18 protein-coding genes and 1 pseudogene are annotated in these 18,168 nt (G+C 71.0%); 9 read left to right on the top strand and 10 right to left on the bottom strand.

The genetic code is table 11. The annotated features are described in order from the left end of the window. Positions 1-16: 16 nt before the first annotated feature. From DDW44_RS19700 to DDW44_RS19685, 4 genes and pseudogenes are all read right to left on the bottom strand, one after another. A complete protein-coding gene (locus DDW44_RS19700; protein ID WP_146207036.1) occupies positions 17-388 on the bottom strand; it encodes an effector-associated constant component EACC1 in 372 nt (123 codons plus the stop codon). 309 nt (positions 389-697) lie between these two features. Beyond that, positions 698-1,506 (bottom strand): IS5 family transposase gene (locus tag DDW44_RS19695; protein ID WP_108906482.1). Its coding sequence is split into 2 segments (ribosomal slippage): positions 698-1,156 and positions 1,159-1,506, totalling 807 coding nucleotides; the frame shifts between segments, so codons are not numbered across the junction. A gap of 40 nt (positions 1,507-1,546) precedes the next feature. Continuing rightward, complete coding sequence (locus tag DDW44_RS19690) at positions 1,547-2,101, bottom strand: hypothetical protein (protein ID WP_244224219.1); 555 nt, start codon at positions 2,099-2,101, stop codon at positions 1,547-1,549. 315 nt (positions 2,102-2,416) lie between these two features. Further along, a pseudogene (locus DDW44_RS19685) lies at positions 2,417-2,965 on the bottom strand (DUF3631 domain-containing protein); the annotation flags it as partial. On the opposite strand from DDW44_RS19685, the gene DDW44_RS19680 reads away from it, so the two are divergent. Beyond that, positions 2,948-3,223, top strand: coding sequence for a tyrosine-type recombinase/integrase (locus tag DDW44_RS19680; protein WP_425275649.1), 276 nt, complete (start codon positions 2,948-2,950; stop codon positions 3,221-3,223). The pseudogene DDW44_RS19685 and the gene DDW44_RS19680 overlap by 18 nt on opposite strands. Before the next feature lie 108 nt (positions 3,224-3,331). On the opposite strand, the gene ychF is transcribed toward DDW44_RS19680, so the two are convergent. Continuing rightward, positions 3,332-4,420: a redox-regulated ATPase YchF gene (gene ychF / locus DDW44_RS19675; RefSeq protein WP_108907226.1), complete on the bottom strand. Its 1,089-nt coding sequence runs from the start codon at positions 4,418-4,420 to the stop codon at positions 3,332-3,334. A 182-nt stretch (positions 4,421-4,602) separates the two neighbouring features. Here ychF and DDW44_RS19670 point away from each other — a divergent pair, with 182 nt between their 5' ends. After that, positions 4,603-5,244, top strand: coding sequence for a DUF6542 domain-containing protein (locus DDW44_RS19670; RefSeq protein WP_108907225.1), 642 nt, complete (start codon positions 4,603-4,605; stop codon positions 5,242-5,244). A gap of 63 nt (positions 5,245-5,307) precedes the next feature. Here the strand turns inward: DDW44_RS19670 and ppgK are convergent, their stop codons facing one another. Together ppgK and DDW44_RS19660 are read right to left on the bottom strand one after the other, a co-directional pair. After that, entirely contained in the window at positions 5,308-6,051 is a 744-nt protein-coding gene (gene ppgK / locus DDW44_RS19665) for a polyphosphate--glucose phosphotransferase (RefSeq protein ID WP_108907224.1), read from the bottom strand. Between the two features lie 169 nt (positions 6,052-6,220). After that, the gene (locus DDW44_RS19660; protein WP_017949217.1) at positions 6,221-7,201 is read right to left on the bottom strand and encodes a 4-hydroxy-3-methylbut-2-enyl diphosphate reductase; all 981 of its coding nucleotides are present in this window, start codon (positions 7,199-7,201) and stop codon (positions 6,221-6,223) included. Positions 7,202-7,463: 262 nt separating this feature from the next. Here DDW44_RS19660 and xseA point away from each other — a divergent pair, with 262 nt between their 5' ends. The 3 genes from xseA (at position 7,464) to DDW44_RS19645 (ending at position 10,207) form a co-directional block, all read left to right on the top strand. After that, positions 7,464-8,675, top strand: a complete 1,212-nt coding sequence (xseA, locus tag DDW44_RS19655; protein ID WP_208647984.1) for an exodeoxyribonuclease VII large subunit — start codon at positions 7,464-7,466, stop codon at positions 8,673-8,675. Positions 8,676-9,045: 370 nt separating this feature from the next. Then, positions 9,046-9,333 (top strand): exodeoxyribonuclease VII small subunit, encoded by a 288-nt coding sequence (locus tag DDW44_RS19650; protein ID WP_108907222.1) that lies wholly within the window; start codon positions 9,046-9,048, stop codon positions 9,331-9,333. A 283-nt stretch (positions 9,334-9,616) separates the two neighbouring features. Continuing rightward, positions 9,617-10,207: a malonic semialdehyde reductase gene (locus DDW44_RS19645; RefSeq protein ID WP_017949214.1), complete on the top strand. Its 591-nt coding sequence runs from the start codon at positions 9,617-9,619 to the stop codon at positions 10,205-10,207. Positions 10,208-10,572: 365 nt separating this feature from the next. Here the strand turns inward: DDW44_RS19645 and DDW44_RS19640 are convergent, their stop codons facing one another. Then, positions 10,573-11,127, bottom strand: a complete 555-nt coding sequence (locus DDW44_RS19640) for a DUF4245 domain-containing protein (protein ID WP_108907221.1) — start codon at positions 11,125-11,127, stop codon at positions 10,573-10,575. Positions 11,128-11,251: 124 nt separating this feature from the next. Here DDW44_RS19640 and glpX point away from each other — a divergent pair, with 124 nt between their 5' ends. Further along, entirely contained in the window at positions 11,252-12,283 is a 1,032-nt protein-coding gene (gene glpX, locus DDW44_RS19635; protein WP_017949212.1) for a class II fructose-bisphosphatase, read from the top strand. A 98-nt stretch (positions 12,284-12,381) separates the two neighbouring features. On the opposite strand, the gene DDW44_RS19630 is transcribed toward glpX, so the two are convergent. Then, complete coding sequence (locus DDW44_RS19630; protein WP_078503542.1) at positions 12,382-12,732, bottom strand: WhiB family transcriptional regulator; 351 nt, start codon at positions 12,730-12,732, stop codon at positions 12,382-12,384. A gap of 136 nt (positions 12,733-12,868) precedes the next feature. After that, a complete protein-coding gene (locus DDW44_RS19625) occupies positions 12,869-13,567 on the bottom strand; it encodes a DUF1707 SHOCT-like domain-containing protein (protein WP_018889115.1) in 699 nt (232 codons plus the stop codon). 165 nt (positions 13,568-13,732) lie between these two features. Between DDW44_RS19625 and DDW44_RS19620 the strand changes: the two genes are divergently transcribed. The 3 genes from DDW44_RS19620 (at position 13,733) to fomD (ending at position 18,105) form a co-directional block, all read left to right on the top strand. Beyond that, positions 13,733-15,478 (top strand): fumarate hydratase, encoded by a 1,746-nt coding sequence (locus tag DDW44_RS19620; RefSeq protein ID WP_244224065.1) that lies wholly within the window; start codon positions 13,733-13,735, stop codon positions 15,476-15,478. A gap of 338 nt (positions 15,479-15,816) precedes the next feature. Next, positions 15,817-17,226: a class II fumarate hydratase gene (locus tag DDW44_RS19615; protein WP_108907220.1), complete on the top strand. Its 1,410-nt coding sequence runs from the start codon at positions 15,817-15,819 to the stop codon at positions 17,224-17,226. Between the two features lie 213 nt (positions 17,227-17,439). Beyond that, positions 17,440-18,105 (top strand): cytidylyl-2-hydroxypropylphosphonate hydrolase, encoded by a 666-nt coding sequence (gene fomD, locus DDW44_RS19610; RefSeq protein ID WP_017949207.1) that lies wholly within the window; start codon positions 17,440-17,442, stop codon positions 18,103-18,105. Positions 18,106-18,168: the final 63 nt, after the last annotated feature.

Here is an 18,168-nt window from a genome sequence, read left to right as displayed (position 1 = left end):
TTCCTCAGGGACGGACTCAGCTGCCCGGTCGCTCTGTGTCTTCCTCGTCCTGGTCCTTCAGAAGCTCCGCGATGGACTCTCGCGTGCGACGGTCGAGTTTCGTCGCCTCCACCTGCACGGTGCGCCTGCCGTTGGATACCGTCCAAGTGCTGGTCCGTCCGAGACGTGCCTCCAGCCAGATAAGGAAAGCGGTCAGGGCTCCCTCAACGACCTCCGGGTGCTGGGAGGCGAAGGCGAGTCCCTCGTCCATTACGCCCATGTCCCCGGGCGCGGTAGGCTTCTTGATGACCTCGGCTGTGAAGTCTGGCCTTGCTACGTGCCGGTTGACGGCGTCCCGGAGCGAGGAAAGGTCCCCCGCGCCGTCCACACGAACCAGACTGATGCGCACAGTTGGCCCCCCTGTCTCACAAGCGATGCAAGTACGCGAGAGTATAGCGGCGCCGCTCGGGTTCGGCCTGCCTGGCGGTGGACGCGGTCAGCTCGTCAAACGTCCCGAGGCGGTCACCGCGTGAACACTCTCCAAGCCCCGGATCATCAGCACCAGGCGGCTGGACCTGCTGCCACTACAGGTCGGACACGCCGTTCAGGTCGCCAGTCTCAGAGGTTCGCAATCGAGAGCGGTGTGGAAGTAGACCTTGCAGGACCCTTGCCCCGGTCAAATTGCTACCCAGCAGATCCCGGCCCCTTAGACGTTGTTTCAGTTGGTGAGTCGGCGGTAGCTGATGAGGGCTGCGGCTATGCCGACGAAGGCCAGGAAGTGCTCGGCCTTGCGCTCGTAACGGCGGTGCAGACGTCGGCATCCGGCCAGCCAGGAGACCGTCCTCTCGACGACCCAGCGGTGTCGGCCGAGCCGCGTGGACGACTCGATGCCCTTGCGGGCGATGCGGTGGCGGATGCGACGCTTACGAAGCCATTTCCGCAGGTGGTCGTAGTCGTAGCCCTTGTCGGCGTGGAGCTTGGCCGGACGTCGGCGGCGCGGGCCGCGGCGGGAGCGGATGGGCGGGATCCCGCGCACGAGCGGCTCCAGGCCGAGGCTGTCGTGCATGTTGGCGCCGGAGATGCCCAGCGACAGCGGCACGCCGTTTCGGTCGGTGATCAGGTGTATTTTCGATCCCGGCTTGCCGCGGTCGGTCGGATTCGGTCCGGTCAGTGGCCCCCTTTTGCCGCCCGGACGCTGACGGAGTCGATCGCGCACCGCGACCAATCCAGCTCGCCCCGGGCGCCGAGTTCGTCGAGGATGACGCGGTGCAGCCTGGCCCAGACCCGGTCCCGGCTCCACTGGGTGAAGCGGCGGTAGACGGTGGGCCAGGCCGGCCCGAACACTGGTGGCAGCTGCCGCCAGGTGCAGCCCGAGGTGGCCACGAAGATGATCGCCGCCAGGCACTCGCGGTCACCGGCCCTCCGTTTGCCGCCGCCCTGGGGGCGTATGACCTCTGTCGGCGGCACCACCCGCCGAAACAGCGTCCACAGCTCGTCCGGTACCAACCGCTCCACCAGATCCGTCATGCACGGCTCAACGAGCGATCACGCCATCAGAAACGGCCTCTTAACGCTTCCCGACGGCCCAAGAAACTATTCGACGGGAACGCCCAGCGTGAGGGCATCGAGGACGAATGGTTCTGCGGGGCAGCACACGCCGGAAGCTTCGGTGTGATGCTGCGGTGATCTGGTTGAGGTTGCCGCCGATGCGGTTCAGCGCGACCGTGTGCGCCTCGACGGCCTCGATCAGCGGGCGAAGAGGATCGTCCTCCGGGCTGCCGAGCGTCCCTGCTGTGCCTCGTGCGACGGCCAGGGCCGCGTCCCCGACGAATCCGGCGAACCTCCGACCACGCTGCTGAGCGGCGGCGCTGATCTCCTCAACCGCGCTGGGCGTGAAGCGGATGGTCTTCTCCTGGTCGCGCTTCTCGACGGTGCGCTTGCGGTTCATCTGTGCGGGCAGGGCGGGGGCATCGAGATCCCGCCAGGAGGGCTGCTCGACGGTCGGCGGTGCCGGAGCCGGCGTATCGGGAGGAGCAGTGGCGGCAGCGGGCCGGTCGGAGTCCTCAGCCACCCCCTGCTCCGGCTCGGGCGCCCCTTGGCGCTCGGCCTCGTCCTCCGCCACCCCTGGGGCAGGGGCAAGCGCGGACGAAGCCTCGTTAGAGGCTCGTTCGCTCCAGCTTGCTGCTGGTCGTCGGGGGAGCCTGAACAGCTTCCTGCTGCGGCGGGAGGTGGTGTTGTCGTCCTTCGATTCGGACATCGTGGTGCTCCGTCAGTGGTGAAGGGTGAAGGTTCGTCGCGTCCGTCCCATCCGTCGCGTGGCTGGTCAGCACAGGTACGGAGAGGGCCGCAGGTACGGAGTGATCCGTAACGTCGAGGAGATCCGTCCCCACGCTGACCTGCGCGGGGACGGATGCGACGGATCGCTGCGGTTCGGGTGTCAGCGAGCAGGCCGGGGGCTTCCCGGCCCGATGGCCGGGCCGGCGGGAAGCGACCCGGACGGAGGGGCAGGTGGCTTGCCCCGGGTGAGTCCGGCCGGTTGCTCGGTGGATGCCGGTTGGCCGGAGTCAGGGCAGTAGCGGGCCCAGGCGTCCACGAACGGGTTGCGGGCGTACGCCTTGGCCTGCCTGCCGTTCTCGAACCGGTGGTTGGCCGGGCTGATGCCGAAGTCCCGGAGCAGGTTCGCCGGGTGGTAGGCGTTGAGCCCCTTGGTGCCGTACCCCGCCCACGGAGCCTCGGCGTCCTGGATCAGCACGGCGAGCAGGTCCTGGCTGCGCAGAGCCTCCCTGCCGCCCTCTTGGTCGAAGACCCGGCGGTTGTCCCGCAGCAGCCGCGTTCTGAGCGTCGTCTGCTCGTCCTGGACCACCTCGTTGCGCGTCATCGCCAGACAGGCGGCACGAGCCCGCGCGGGCCAGTGCCCTGCTGGATCTTCACCGCGCCGCAAGGCGGACCCGTGGTCTACACGCACTTCATGGACGGGACCTGGCGGCCCGCCTGTTCGAAGGCCGGCATACGGAAGGGCACCGGACCCCACGCCCTCCGGCACCATTACGCCAGCCTGCTGATCAAGCACGGCGAGTCCGTGAAGACGGTCTCCGAGCGTCTCGGCCACACCAACGCAGCCATGACGCTGAACATCTACACCCACCTGTGGCCAGACTCCGAGGAGCGGACCCGGGCCGCGGTCGACAAGGCATACGCGGACCAGTCCGCCGACACCCAGCCACAGGTCAACGAAGCGGCGTAACTGCTCCCCCGCATGCCGGACCCATCCAGCACGCTGCGGACTCCGTGCGGACCGCAAAGGCCGCCCAACCCGCTCCACTGCAGGTCAGACGGCCTTTCGCCGAACGTATTAGACGTTGAAGCGGAACTCCACCACGTCCCCGTCCTGCATCACGTACTCCTTGCCCTCCATGCGCGCCTTCCCCTTCGCGCGGGCCTCGGCGACCGAGCCGGTGTCGACGAGGTCGGCGAAGGAGATGACCTCGGCCTTGATGAAGCCCTTCTGGAAGTCGGTGTGGATCACACCGGCCGCCTCGGGGGCCGTCGCGCCCTTCTTGATGGTCCAGGCGCGCGACTCCTTGGGGCCTGCCGTGAGGTAGGTCTGGAGGCCGAGGGTGTCGAACCCGACGCGGGCGAGGGTCGCCAGGCCGGGCTCCTCGGCGCCGACGGACTGGAGGAGTTCCAAGGCGTCCTCCTCGTCGAGTTCGGCGAGGTCCGCCTCCAGCTTGGCGTTGAGGAAGATCGCCTCGGCCGGGGCGACCAGCGCGCGCTGCTCGTCCTTGAAGGCGTCGTCGGTCAGCTCGTCCTCGTCGACGTTGAAGACGTAGAGGAACGGCTTGGTGGTCAGCAGGTGCAGGTCGTGCAGGAGCTCGGCGTTCTCCGAGCCCTGGACGATGCCCTGGGAGAAGAGGGTGTCGCCCCTTTCGAGGATCTCCTTGGCGGCCTCGACCGCCGCGACCTTCGGGGCCACGTCCTTCTTGATCCGGGACTCCTTCTGGAGCCGCGGCAGGACCTTCTCGATGGTCTGGAGGTCGGCCAGGATCAGCTCGGTGTTGATCGTCTCGATGTCGTCCTTGGGCGAGACCTTGCCGTCGACGTGGACGACGTTCTCGTCCTTGAAGGCCCGGATGACCTGGCAGATCGCGTCGGACTCGCGGATGTTCGCGAGGAACTTGTTGCCGAGGCCCTCGCCCTCGCTGGCGCCGCGGACGATGCCGGCGATGTCGACGAAGTCCACCGTCGCGGGGAGGACCCGCTGGGAGCTGAAGATCTCGGCCAGCTTGCCGAGCCGGGTGTCGGGGACGCCGACGACGCCCACATTGGGCTCGATGGTGGCGAACGGGTAGTTGGCCGCCAGCACGTCGTTCTTGGTCAGGGCGTTGAACAGGGTCGACTTGCCGACATTCGGCAGACCGACGATTCCGATCGTGAGCGACACGTTGGCGACTTCCTGGAGTGCGGACTGGCTGGTGGCCGGGCCCGGGAGTGGGCCGATCCCCCAGTTTACGGGCGGGCCGCCGGAGTACGTCACGCGTGCGACGCCTCGAACTCTTGACCAAGCTCTCCCAAAGGGCGTGTCCTGTGACGTACTGATCGCACATCGCGACCTACGTTGGTCACGTGGAGCAGCAAAGGACTGGTACCCCCTCGAGGCAGCCGCGGCCGCAGGCCCCTCTTTCGCAGCAGACCCCCCTCTCCAAGGGCGCTCTCATCGAGGGCACCTCGGTGTACCGGGTGACGGCCCGGCCCGGTGGACCCGGGCAGCCGGACGCCCCCCAGCGGGCCGGGAAGCGGCCCGGGCGCCAGGGGCCCCCGGTGGTGGCGGCCCTGCGCAGGCTGCCCAACCCGCGGCTGACCGGACTGGGCGCCGGCCTGTTCGCCTGCACCCTGATGCTGGTGATCGGCTCACTCGACCAGTTGCTGTTCGACGGCTCCGCCATCATGTACGGGGTGCTGTTCCTGCCGGTCAGCGCTCTGACCGGGTTCTGGGTGCGCGGCGCCGACCTGGTCACCGCACCGATCAGCGTGCCGATCGCGTTCGCCGTGGGACTGGTCCCGATCACGGGTGGTTCGGCCGGGACCGGCGGATCCGGGGGCATCGGTGTCGAGGTCATGGCCGTCGTCACCGCGCTGGCCGTGCAGGCGGGCTGGCTGTACGGGGGCACGCTCGTCGCCGGTCTGATCGCGACCGTGCGGAAGATCCGGCTGATGACGACCCGGCGCCGCTCCCGGCGGCCTTCCGTACCGCCGCGCCGCGCCTGAGGGAGGTGCCCGTCCGCGGCGCGACGGGCGCCTCCCCGCGGTCCGCCGTGCCGGCGGGACGGCTCAGTCGTGCCGGGCCGCCGCCGTCATCGCCGCTCCGACGATTCCCGCGTTGTTCCGCAGCTGGGCCGGGACGATCTCCGCCCGGATGTGGTGGAGCAGCGGAATGAACTTGTCCGCCTTGCGGCTCACCCCGCCGCCGAGGATGAACAACTCGGGCGAGAACAGCATCTCCAGGTGGGCCAGGTACTTCTGGACCCGGCGGGCCCAGTGCTCCCAGCTCAGCCCCTCGTCCTCCTTGACCTTGGTCGACGCCCGCTTCTCGGCCTCGTGGCCGTGCAGCTCCAGATGGCCGAGCTCCGTGTTCGGGACGAGCCTGCCGTCCACGAAGAGCGCACTGCCGATGCCGGTGCCCAGGGTCAGCAGCATCACCGTGCCCTTGCGGCCCTTGCCGGCCCCGAAGGTCATCTCGGCCACTCCGGCGGCGTCCGCGTCGTTCAGCACGGTCACCGGCACGCCGAGCCGTTCGTGCAGCAGTTCGGCTGCGTCGACGTCGATCCAGTTCTTGTCCACGTTGGCGGCCGTACGGATGACCGAGCCTGTGACCACTCCGGGGAAGGTGACCCCGACAGGGCCCGACCAGCCGAAGTGCCGCACCACCTCCGCGACGCAGTCGGCCACGGGCTCGGGCGCGGCCGGGTGCGGGGTGAGTACCTTGTGACGGGGTTCGACGAGCTCGCCGCGGTCCAGGTCCACGGGGGCGCCCTTGATCCCCGATCCGCCGATGTCCACTCCGAAGACGTTCATGGACACAACGTTACGAGGAAGGGCTGACCGTCACTCCCCGACGGCGGGGGCTTCGCCGGACTTCCCTCCCCGTTCGCCGTATGCCGCTCCGGGATCGCCGTATGCCGCTCCGGACCGCCGTATGCCGCTCCGGATCGACCGGGCCGCCGGCCCGGCCCGGTCGGGGCCGTCAGTCCTCGACGAGCGACGACGCCTCGGCCCGCAGGTCGCGGCGGAGTTCCTTGGGCAGCGAGAAGGTGATCGACTCCTCGGCGGCCTTGACGATCTCGACGTCCTCGAATCCGCGCTGCGACAGCCACTCCAGGACTTCCTCGACCAGCACCTCCGGCACCGACGCGCCCGACGTGACGCCCACGGTGGAGACGCCCTCCAGCCAGGCCTCGTCGATCTCGCGCGCGTAGTCCACGAGGTGGGCGTCGCGGGCGCCCGCGCCCAGGGCGACCTCGACGAGCCGCTTGGAGTTGGAGGAGTTCTGCGAGCCGACGACGATGACCAAATCCGCCTCGGCGCCCATCTGCTTCACCGCGATCTGGCGGTTCTGCGTGGCGTAGCAGATGTCGTCGCTCGGCGGGGAGACCAGCAGCGGGAACTTGGTCTTCAGCCGGTCCACGGTCTCCATCGTCTCGTCCACGGAGAGCGTGGTCTGCGACAGCCAGACGACCCTGGACGGGTCGCGGACCTCGACCTTGTCCACGTCCTCGGGGCCGTCGACCAGGGTGATGTGCTCCGGGGCCTCGCCGGTGGTGCCGATGACCTCCTCGTGGCCCTCGTGGCCGATGAGGAGGATGTCGAAGTCGTCCTTCGCGTACCGCACGGCCTCCTTGTGGACCTTCGTCACCAGGGGGCAGGTCGCGTCGATGGTGGCCAGCTTCCGCTCGGCGGCCTCCTCGTGGACGACGGGGGCCACGCCGTGCGCCGAGAACATGACGATGGACCCCTCGGGGACCTCCTCCGTCGTCTCGACGAAGATCGCGCCCTTCTTCTCCAGGGTCTGCACCACGTACTTGTTGTGGACGATCTCGTGACGGACGTAGATCGGGGCGCCGTACTGCTCGAGGGCCTTCTCCACGGCGATCACGGCACGGTCCACGCCCGCGCAGTAGCCACGGGGTGCGGCGAGGAGGACGCGGCGGGCGTTCGTTGCAGTCATGTCCCCCATCGTAAGGGCGCGCCGGACGGCCGAACGATCGCCCACGGGGCTGAGGTCGCGGTGCCGGTCCCCGGCCCGTGCGGCGGTCCGCCCCGGGGCGGACCGCCGCCGGGAGCGTGCGCCTCGGGCCGCCGCGGGGTGCCCAGGGGATACCGCGGTATCCCGCGGGGTGCGGCCGGGGCGCGGTGTGGACCGGAGCGGGACGGAGCGGGACGGTGCCGCCGGACCGGACGTGTCGGAGGCGGCCGTTACCCTCGCGGGCATGGGTCTCACTACGTCAGCCGAAGCCCCCCTGCCCGTCGGCGAGGTGTCACGGCTCATCGGAGGGTGGATCGACCGGCTGGGCGCGGTCTGGGTCGAGGGCCAGATCACCCAGCTCTCCCGCCGTCCCGGCGCCGGGGTGGTCTTCCTGACGCTGCGCGACCCCGCGTACGACATCTCGGTGAGCGTCACCTGCTACCGGCAGGTGTTCGACGCGGTCGCGGACGCCGTCACCGAGGGCGCGCGCGTGGTCGTCCACGCCAAGCCGGAGTGGTACGCCCCACGCGGGCAGCTCTCGCTCCGGGCCGCCGAGATAAGGCCCGTCGGCATCGGCGAGCTGCTGGCACGGCTGGAGCGCCTGAAGCGGTCGCTCGGCGCCGAGGGCCTGTTCGCGCCGGACCGCAAGAGGCCCCTGCCGTTCCTGCCGCAACTGGTCGGCCTGGTCTGCGGCCGGGCCTCCGCGGCCGAGCGGGACGTGCTGGAGAACGCGCGGAGGCGGTGGCCCGCCGTCCGCTTCGAGGTGCGCAACGTCGCCGTCCAAGGCGTGCGCGCGGTGCCGCAGGTGATCCAGGCGGTGAAGGATCTGGACGAGCACGTGGGCGTGGACGTGATCATCGTGGCGCGCGGCGGTGGCAGCGTGGAGGATCTGCTGCCGTTCTCGGACGAGCAGCTGGTGCGCGCGGTCGCCGACTGCCGTACTCCCGTGGTGTCCGCCATCGGGCACGAGCCGGACTCCCCGCTGCTGGATCTGGTGGCCGATCTGCGGGCCTCGACGCCGACGGACGCCGCGAAGAAGGTCGTGCCCGACGTCGGCGAGGAGCTGGACCGGGTGCGGACGCTGCGGGATCGTGCGCTGAGGACGGTCCGCGGTCTGCTGGAGCGCGAGGAACGAGGGCTGCAGCACTGTCTGCACCGGCGTGTCATGGAGCATCCGCACCGGATGGTGGAGGAGCGCGAGCAGGAGACGGACGCCCTGGCCGCCCGGGGCCGGCGGGTTCTGGGGCATCTGTTGGACCGCGCGGACTCCGAGCTGGCCCACACCCACGCGCGCGTCGTCGCGCTGTCGCCGGCGGCGACGCTGGAGCGGGGGTACGCGGTGCTGCAGCGCGAGGACGGCACGGTGGTGCGCGCGGCCGGTGAGGTGTCGGCGGACGAGGAGCTGAGGGCGCGGGTCGCGGAGGGCGAGTTCCGGGTCCGGGTGACGGGCCACTGACCGGCACAGGTGCGGGTCTCGGGCGGGAACGCAGGCCTACGTGCAGGTGTCGGGCGGCTGACCGGCGCGGTGAGCCGGAGGCGCGGACTCCGGCCCCGGGGGCCGGGCGGGCCTGCACGGGCAGGCCTGCACGGGCAGGCCTGCACGGGCAGGCCGAACGACGACGGGGCGACGACGGCGACGGACCCGGCTCCGCGACCGGTGGTCTCCGCCCGTCGAGGAGCGTCGTCCGGTGTGCACGGATGGCGGTCGAACGGACGCCGCTACGGCGGAACCGGCAGGGCTTCCCGGCCGACGCGTGGAGGGTGCCCGCCGGGTGGCGCGACAGGACGGTCCCTGCTGGTAGGGGCACTACAACTAGGGTGGAGACATGACGGCCAGGACCGACGAGGGCACGCTCGGCTACGAGCAGGCAAGGGACGAGTTGATCGACGTCGTGCGCCGGCTGGAGGCGGGCGGCACGACGCTGGAGGAGTCCCTGGCGCTCTGGGAGCGCGGCGAGGAGCTGGCCAAGGTGTGCCGCCGCTGGCTCGACGGCGCCCGCGCGCGGCTGGACGCGGCGCTTGCGGAGCGGGACGAGCCCGAGGGCCGGGGGAATCCGGGCGAGGCCGGGGACGGCGCGGACGGCGGCGGGGAACGCGCCGAACCGGGCCGCTGAGGCACCGGCACCCACACCACCGCCGGGCGGCAGTGAAGGGCCGGGACCGGGCCGAGCCACGCAGGCACCCACGCCACGGCGGCCGCCGCGCCGGACGAGCGGCGGTTCCCGGATGGCCATGGGCAGAGCGGGCATAATCACGCACCCGATTTAGTTGAACGTTGGGTTATTGAAAGTTGCGTGACTTGACTCACCCGGGGCCGGATTTAGTTGAATCTTCATCTATTCGGTCGTACGGTGAGTCGTCGGCCCGATCCCCCAGCTCATCCGGAAGGTAAGCAGCATGTCCCTCGTTCTCGACCCCACCGCCCAGGACCTCCTCTTCCGGGAGGCCCGCACCGCCAACACCTTCACCGACGAGCCCGTGACCGAGGAGCAGGTGCAGGCGGTATACGACCTGGTCAAGTACGGCCCCACCGCCTTCAACCAGTCCCCGCTGCGCATCGTCCTGGTCCGGTCCGCCGAGGCCCGCGAGCGCCTGGTGCAGCACATGGCCGAGGGCAACCGCCCCAAGACCTCCACCGCTCCGCTGGTCGCGATCCTCGCCGCCGACAACGAGTTCCACGAGGAGCTGCCCGACCTGTTCCCGCACTTCCCGCAGGCGAAGGACGCGTTCTTCGCCGAGCGCCCGGTTCGCGAGCGGTCCGCCGCCCTGAACGCCGCGCTGCAGGCCGCGTACTTCATCATCGGCGTCCGCGCAGCCGGGCTGGCCGCCGGTCCCATGACGGGCTTCGACTTCGCCGGTGTGCAGAAGGAGTTCCTGGACGGCGACCACACCCCGCTGATGGTCGTCAACATCGGCAGGCCGGGCGAGGACGCGTGGTTCCCGCGTTCACCGCGGCTGCCGTTCGGCGACGTCGTCACCACCGTCTGACCCACACCACCGGCTGGTCCGTGACCAGCCGATCCGCGGCCACCGGCTGATCCGTCGCGACCGGCTGGCCCTCACACCCGCGCCCCGGCGGACCACTCCCGGCGGACCGCGCACGCCTCCGCCAGGGGCCACCGCGGCACCCGGGCCGCCGCACCGCACGGTGCGGCGGCTCGCCGCGTCCGGCGGGCAGGCGGGGCGGCGGGCCGATCAGGCCGTCAGACCCACCGGCAGGCCGGCGGACCGGAAAGCCCGGCAGACGGGCAGGCCGGCGGACCGGCGGACCGGCAGACGGGCAGGCAGGCAGACCCGCAGGCGGGAGTCGGCGACGGCAGACGGATCAAGGGGAGTCCGGCCCGCCGGACGGGTCAGGATGCGGACGGAACCGGCGAAGGCGTGGCGCCGGACCCGGACTCCAGTGCCGCGGCCATCTCCGCGAGCCTCTCGTACGAGGCCGTCCCCGTCACCACCGTCGTCGAGCCCTGGCCGGTGCGGACGAGCGCGTCGTACTTCGGGCCCTCCCAGCGCTGCCAGATCTCTCCGCCCACCTGCTGGGTGGCGTCGGTACGGGCCGCCTGCTGGGTGACCCTCGGGACGTACTTCCGCGGCGCCTCCGTGGACTGCTCCACCGCCACGTACTGCCCGTCCGGGTCCAGGAAGCCGAGGTGCCAGGCGTGGCCCTCCTCGCGCCGGAAGGTCACCGACGTCGGCTTCCAGCCGGCGGGCAGCCCCGCCGGGGCCGCCACGGGGTAAGGTGCCGCCCTGCGGGCCGTCACCAGTTCCACCCTGTAGTCGACGGGCCGGATGGGGTCCAGGGAGTCGTCGTGCGGAATGAAGAAGTAGATAACGCCTGCGAATGCGCAGATGACCGTCATCGACTGGATCATTCCGCGCACTGTCTGGTTGCCTCGCTTGCCTGCCACCGCACTATGGTCGCATCAAGGCCGTTTGCTCAAACGTGGGCCCCTCTGCTCAATTTGTCGACCTACCGATAGAGTCACAGCACCCTCTTCATCCGGCCGTCGTCGTACAGAAAGGTGCGCTCCGATGACCGAGCATCATCTTCCGTCCCAGCTCGAGGTCTCGCCCGAGGCCCCGGACCGCAACCTCGCCCTGGAGCTCGTACGCGTCACCGAGGCCGCCGCCATGGCCGCCGGGCGCTGGGTGGGCCGCGGCGACAAGAACGGCGCCGACGGCGCGGCCGTCAAGGCCATGCGCACCCTCGTGAGCACCGTGTCGATGAACGGTGTCGTCGTGATCGGCGAGGGCGAGAAGGACGAGGCCCCGATGCTGTTCAACGGGGAGCGGATCGGCGACGGGACCGGCGCGGAATGCGACATCGCCGTGGACCCGATCGACGGCACCACGCTCACCGCCAAGGGCATGCCGAACGCGATCGCGGTGCTCGCGGCGGCCGACCGGGGCACCATGTTCGACCCGTCCGCGGTGTTCTACATGGACAAGCTGGTCACCGGCCCCGAGGCCGCCGACTTCGTCGACATCAACGCCCCGGTCTCGGTCAACATCCGCCGGGTCGCCAAGGCGAAGAACTCCTCCCCCGAGGACGTCACCGTCGTCATCCTGGACCGCCCCCGCCACGAGGGCATCGTCAAGGAGATCCGCGAGACGGGCGCGCGCATCAGGTTCATCTCGGACGGCGATGTCGCGGGCGCGATCATGGCCGTGCGCGAGGGCACCGGCGTCGACATGCTGATGGGCATCGGCGGCACCCCGGAGGGCATCATCGCCGCGTGCGCGATCAAGTGCCTGGGCGGCACGATCCAGGGCAAGCTGTGGCCGAAGGACGAAGAGGAGCGGCAGCGCGCCGTCGACGCCGGCCACGACCTGGACCGGGTGCTCTTCATGGACGACCTGGTCAGCGGCGACAACGTGTTCTTCGTGGCGACCGGCATCACGGACGGCGAGCTGCTGCGCGGGGTGCGCTACCGCTCCGCGACCGCGACCACCCAGTCGCTCGTCATGCGCTCCAAGTCGGGCACCATCCGGCAGATCGACTCGACCCACCGTCTGTCGAAGCTGCGCGCCTACAGCGCCATCGACTTCGACCGCGCCAAGTAGGGCACGGGTCGCGGACGCGGCACACACGGACGGGGGCGCCCCCCACCGCACATGGGGGGGCGCCCCCGTCCGTGTGTGCCGGGGTGCCGCGGTCCGCGTCAGGCCGCCGAAGCCGCCTTCTTGATCTCCGTCTCGCGCCGGCGGCGACGGGCCAGGACGACCCGGCGCTCGGCCGCGGTCAGCCCGCCCCACACGCCGTACGGCTCGGGCTGGAGCAGGGCGTGCTCGCGGCACTCGACCATGACGGGGCAGCGGGCGCAGACCCGCTTGGCGGCGTCCTCGCGCGACAGCCGCGCCGCCGTCGGTTCCTTGGAGGGCGCGAAGAACAGTCCGGCTTCGTCCCGGCGGCACACCGCCTCCGTGTGCCAGGGCGCGTCCTGGTCTTCCCGAGCGGCAGAACGCTGGGGCGGAACGGCTACCTGCAGGGACTGATGCGGCAGTTGCAGCACGGTCTACTCCTGACGACGGCTTCGCGAGCGAGAGACGATGCAGCAAGGCCTACCCGCTGTACGCGTGCCTATGCACTGAGTGGCACCGCGTTCCACGGGCCGGAACCCCGGGTGACGGCTCCCGCCGCCCCCGGGTTCAGTGCCCCAGATGCTTGCGCAGCCGGTCGTGCAGGTCCGCGATGCGCTTGCCGCGCTTCGGCTTCGCCTCCACATTGCCGAAAACGGAATACCCGTTGACGACCACGACCGGGGCCTCGGGGTCGGCCGCCTCGAGGGTGACGACCTCGAAGTTGCCGAAGACGCCCGTGCCGCTGCCGCGCAGCGAGATGTTCTCGGGAACGCGGACCTCCACGTTGCCGAAGATCGAGGTGGCGTTGATGACGGTGAGCCGCTGGCCGAACATGGCCTCGGTCAGGTCGATCTCGATGTTGCCGAAGAGCGAGAACGCCTGGGTCCGGGCGCCGACGCGCCAGCGCCCCTTGCGGGTGGAACTGGAGAAGACGGCGACCAGGTTCTCGGCGGGTCCGGCGGCCCCGGGGCCGTCGTCGTACGAGGCGGGCTCCCGGCGGGGCGACCGGCCCACGGGAAGGTCGCGGACGATCGGCTCCAGCTCGCCCACGGTCTTGGCACGGTAGACCGCGTCGATCCGCTCGGCGTGCTCCTCGGCGTCGAGCCGGCCCTCGGCGAGGGCCTCCCGGAGGATGTCCGCCGTCCGGTCGCGGTCGGCGTCGGAGGCGCGGATGGCCGCGGCGGGGTCCGCGGGCGCGGCGGACGCGACCGGTCTCTGGGGCCGTCCACGCCCGGGGTCCGCTGAGTCGTGCTTGTCGAGGTCCACACCGACACCCTAGCGATACGCGATAGATCGCGACTAGGGCCCCGTGCGGCCCGGGGTGGCGACTGAGCCTTACCTCACACGCCCGGACGACAGCGGGCGTCTTACCCTTGTGGGCGCGCTGCCCAAGGATGCCAGCCGCCGTCTGCCGAGTGAGGAATGGCCGCAATGCCCCCTGTCTCCCGCCCGCCCAGCCCTGCGTTTGTCTCCCGCCCACCCGGCCCTGCGTTTGTCTCCCGCCCACCCGGCCCTGCGTTCGCGTACACCGATCTGCTGCCCCTGGGCGAGGACACCACGCCCTACCGGCTGGTCACCGCCGAGGGCGTCTCCACCTTCGAGGCCGACGGACGCACGTTCCTCAAGGTCGAGCCGGAGGCACTGCGCAAGCTCGCGCAGGAGGCCGTGCACGACATCCAGCACTACCTCCGCCCGGCGCACCTCGCCCAGCTGCGGAGGATCATCGACGACCCCGAGGCGTCGGCGAACGACAAGTTCGTCGCCCTGGACCTGCTGAAGAACGCGAACATCGCGGCGGCCGGCGTGCTCCCCATGTGCCAGGACACCGGCACGGCGATCGTCATGGGCAAGCGCGGGCAGAACGTCCTCACCGAGGGCCGCGACGAGGAGGCGCTGAGCCGCGGCATCTTCGACGCCTACACCGAACTCAACCTGCGCTACTCCCAGATGGCCCCGCTCACCATGTGGGAGGAGAAGAACACCGGCACGAACCTGCCGGCGCAGATCGAGCTGTACGCGACCGACGGCGGCGCGTACAAGTTCCTCTTCATGGCCAAGGGCGGCGGCTCCGCCAACAAGTCGTTCCTCTACCAGGAGACCAAGGCGGTCCTGAACGAGGCCTCCATGATGAGGTTCCTGGAGGAGAAGATCCGCTCGCTGGGCACGGCCGCCTGCCCGCCGTACCACCTGGCCGTCGTCGTCGGCGGCACGTCGGCCGAGTACGCGCTGAAGACCGCGAAGTACGCCTCCGCGCACTACCTCGACGAGCTGCCGGAGGAGGGCTCCGGCCTCGGCCACGGCTTCCGGGACAGGGACCTGGAGGAGAAGGTCTTCGAGCTGACGCAGCGGATCGGCATCGGCGCGCAGTTCGGCGGCAAGTACTTCTGCCACGACGTGCGGGTGGTGCGGCTTCCGCGGCACGGCGCGTCCTGCCCCGTGGCGATCGCCGTGTCCTGCTCCGCCGACCGCCAGGCGGTCGCGAAGATCACCGCCGAGGGCGTCTTCCTGGAGCAGCTGGAGACGGACCCGGCGCGCTTCCTGCCCGAGACCACCGACGAGCAGCTCGACGAGAGCGGCGACGTGGTCAGGATCGACCTCAACCGGCCGATGGACGAGATCCTGGCCGAGCTGACCAAGTACCCCGTCAAGACGCGGCTCTCGCTCACCGGCCCGCTGGTCGTGGCCCGCGACATCGCGCACGCCAAGATCAAGGAGCGGCTGGACGCGGGCGAGGAGATGCCGCAGTACCTCAGGGACCACCCGGTCTACTACGCCGGTCCCGCGAAGACCCCGGAGGGCTACGCGTCCGGGTCGTTCGGCCCGACGACGGCCGGGCGCATGGACTCCTACGTCGAGCAGTTCCAGGCGGCGGGGGGCTCCAGGGTCATGCTGGCCAAGGGCAACCGCAGCAAGCAGGTGACCGACGCCTGCAAGGAGCACGGCGGCTTCTACCTCGGCTCGATCGGCGGCCCCGCGGCGCGCCTCGCCCAGGACTGCATCAAGAAGGTCGAGGTGGTCGAGTACGAGGAGCTCGGCATGGAGGCCGTCTGGAAGATCGAGGTCGAGGACTTCCCGGCGTTCATCGTCGTCGACGACAAGGGCAGCGACTTCTTCCAGGACCCCGCGCCCGCGCCGACCTTCACCTCCATCCCGGTCCGCGGCCCCGGCCTGGGCTGAGCCCGGGCGCGGGAGACCTCCGGCGCGCCGCGCGCCGGCCTGCACGTCTCGAACGGCCCGCACGGCCCGCGGCAGCCGAGGAGAGCGCCCGCCCGTTCCCCGGGGAACCCTGGGGAACGGGCGGGCGCTCTCCCGTGGGCGTACCGGCGCCACGGACAGCCGCTGCGTATTGCCGCCGCGGGGCGCCGTTGCCTGCTGCGCCACGTACCGCCGCCGCGGGGCGCCGGTCGTTCCACCGGCTGCCGGGCGCGCGTGCCCTGGAACACCCGGGCATACGTCAGGGCACCTGGGAATACCCGGTACCAGGGCTGTGCTGACCTTGACCAGGAGGTTCGACGATGTCCGACACGAGCGAGAACGCAGGCAGCCGCCACCGGATCGAACACGACTCCATGGGTCCGGTGCATGTGCCGGAGCACGCCAAGTGGCGCGCCCAGACCCAGCGGGCGGTGGAGAACTTCCCGCTCTCCGGGCTGCGGCTGGAACGCGCCCATGTGGAGGCCCTGGCCCGGATCAAACAGGCCGCCGCCAAGGTCAACGCGGAGCTCGGCGTGCTCGACGAGGACATCGCGGGGGCCATCCGGGAGGCGGCCGCGGAGGTCGCCGAGGGCCGCTGGGACGATCACTTCCCCGTCGACGTCTTCCAGACCGGCTCGGGGACGTCGTCCAACATGAACATGAACGAGGTCCTGGCCACCCTCGCCGCCGAGCGCCTAGGCCGCGACGTCCACCCCAACGACCACGTCAACGCCTCGCAGTCGTCCAACGACGTCTTCCCCTCGTCGATCCACATCGCCGCGACGGCGGCCGTGACCCGGGACCTGGTCCCCGCACTGGAGCACCTGGCTCACGCGCTGGAGCGCAAGGCCGGGGAGTTCGCCGGTGTGGTGAAGGCCGGCCGCACCCACCTGATGGACGCGACGCCGGTCACCCTCGGCCAGGAGTTCGGCGGCTACGCGGCGCAGATCCGGTACGGCGTCGAGCGGCTCAACGCCTCGCTGCCCCGGCTGGCCGAACTCCCCCTCGGCGGTACGGCGGTGGGCACGGGGATCAACACGCCGCCCGGGTTCCCGGCGGCGGTCATCGCCGAGGTGGCGCGGGCGACCGGGCTGCCGCTGACCGAGGCGCGCGACCACTTCGAGGCGCAGGGTGCCCGCGACGGACTCGTGGAGACCAGCGGCCAGCTGCGGACGATCGCCGTCTCGCTCACCAAGATCTCGAACGATCTGCGCTGGATGGCGAGCGGCCCGCGCACCGGCCTCGCCGAGATCCGGCTGCCCGACCTCCAGCCCGGTTCCTCGATCATGCCGGGGAAGGTCAACCCGGTCGTCCCCGAGGCCGTCCTCATGGTGGCCGCGCAGGTCATGGGCAACGACACGACGGTCGCCGTGGCGGGCGCCGCGGGGAACTTCGAGCTGAACGTGATGCTCCCCGTGATGGCCAAGAACCTGCTGGAGTCGGTGCGCCTCCTCGCGAACGCGTCCCGGCTGCTCGCCGACCGCACGGTGGAGGGGATCACCGCCGACGAGGAGCGGGCCCGCGAGTACGCCGAGTCGTCGCCGTCCGTCGTCACCCCGCTCAACCGGTACATCGGGTACGAGGAGGCGGCGAAGGTCGTCAAGAGGTCGCTGGCCGAGCGGAGGACGATCCGCGAGGTGGTGCTGGAGGGCGGGTACGTGGAACGCGGGGCGCTCACGCTCGAGCAGCTGGACGAGGCGCTGGACGTGCTGCGGATGACGCGTCCCTGAGACCGCGGCGGGGGCCCCGGCGCATCGCGGAGTCCCCACCGGGCCCCGGCGCATCGCGGAGTCCCCCACCGGGCCCCGGCGCATCGCAAGCGTCCCGGGCCCCGGCGCATCGCGAAGTCCCCCACCGGAACGGCCGTCCGCCCCGCGGCGGGACGCACCGGACGACGCCGCCCGCCGGGCGGACCCCGCCTGACGCGGCACTAGGATCTCCGCATGGCGGGATCGGCGGGCTTCGAGCACTGGGCGCCGGGGGAGCAGATCCTCTGGCGGTATCGCGGCAACGGCTCGTCCGAGGTGCACATCTGCCGGCCCGTGACCGTGGTCCGGGACACCGACGAGTTGCTGGCGGTGTGGATGGCCCCGGGCACCGAGTGCGTCAAGCCGGTGCTCGCCGACGGGACGCCGGTGCACGACGAACCCCTCGTCACGCGGTACACCGCGCCCCGGAAGACCGTACGCGCCCGCTGGTCCGGCACGGGCGTGCTGAAGCTCGCCCGGCCCGGCGACGCCTGGTCGGTGTGGCTCTTCTGGGAGCAGGGCTGGCGGTTCAGGAACTGGTACGTGAACCTGGAGGAGCCGCACCTGCGGTGGTCCGGCGGGATCGACTCCGAGGACCACTTTCTGGACATCGCCGTGCAGCCGGACCGCAGCTGGTACTGGCTGGACGAGGACGAGTTCGACCAGGCGCGGACGGCCGGGCTGATGGCCGAGGACCAGGCGCGGCGGGTGCGCGCGGCGGGTCTGGACGCGGTGGCGCTGATCAGGGACTGGGGTCCGCCGTACTCCGACGGCTGGGAGGACTGGCGGCCCGACCCCCGCTGGCCTGTGCCGGAGCTTCCGGCCGACTGGAATCGGACCCCGGCTGCCACGTCCGCATGACGACGGCGTGAGACCCTTGATGCGCCCCCGGGGTTCAAACGTAGGATCGTCCTCCGCAAGGCC

The sequence above is a fragment of the Streptomyces tirandamycinicus genome (assembly GCF_003097515.1).
GTDB lineage: Bacteria > Actinomycetota > Actinomycetes > Streptomycetales > Streptomycetaceae > Streptomyces > Streptomyces tirandamycinicus.
The sequence above is the reverse complement of the archived record's forward strand: the minus strand, read 5'-3'. Positions and strand labels throughout refer to the sequence as shown.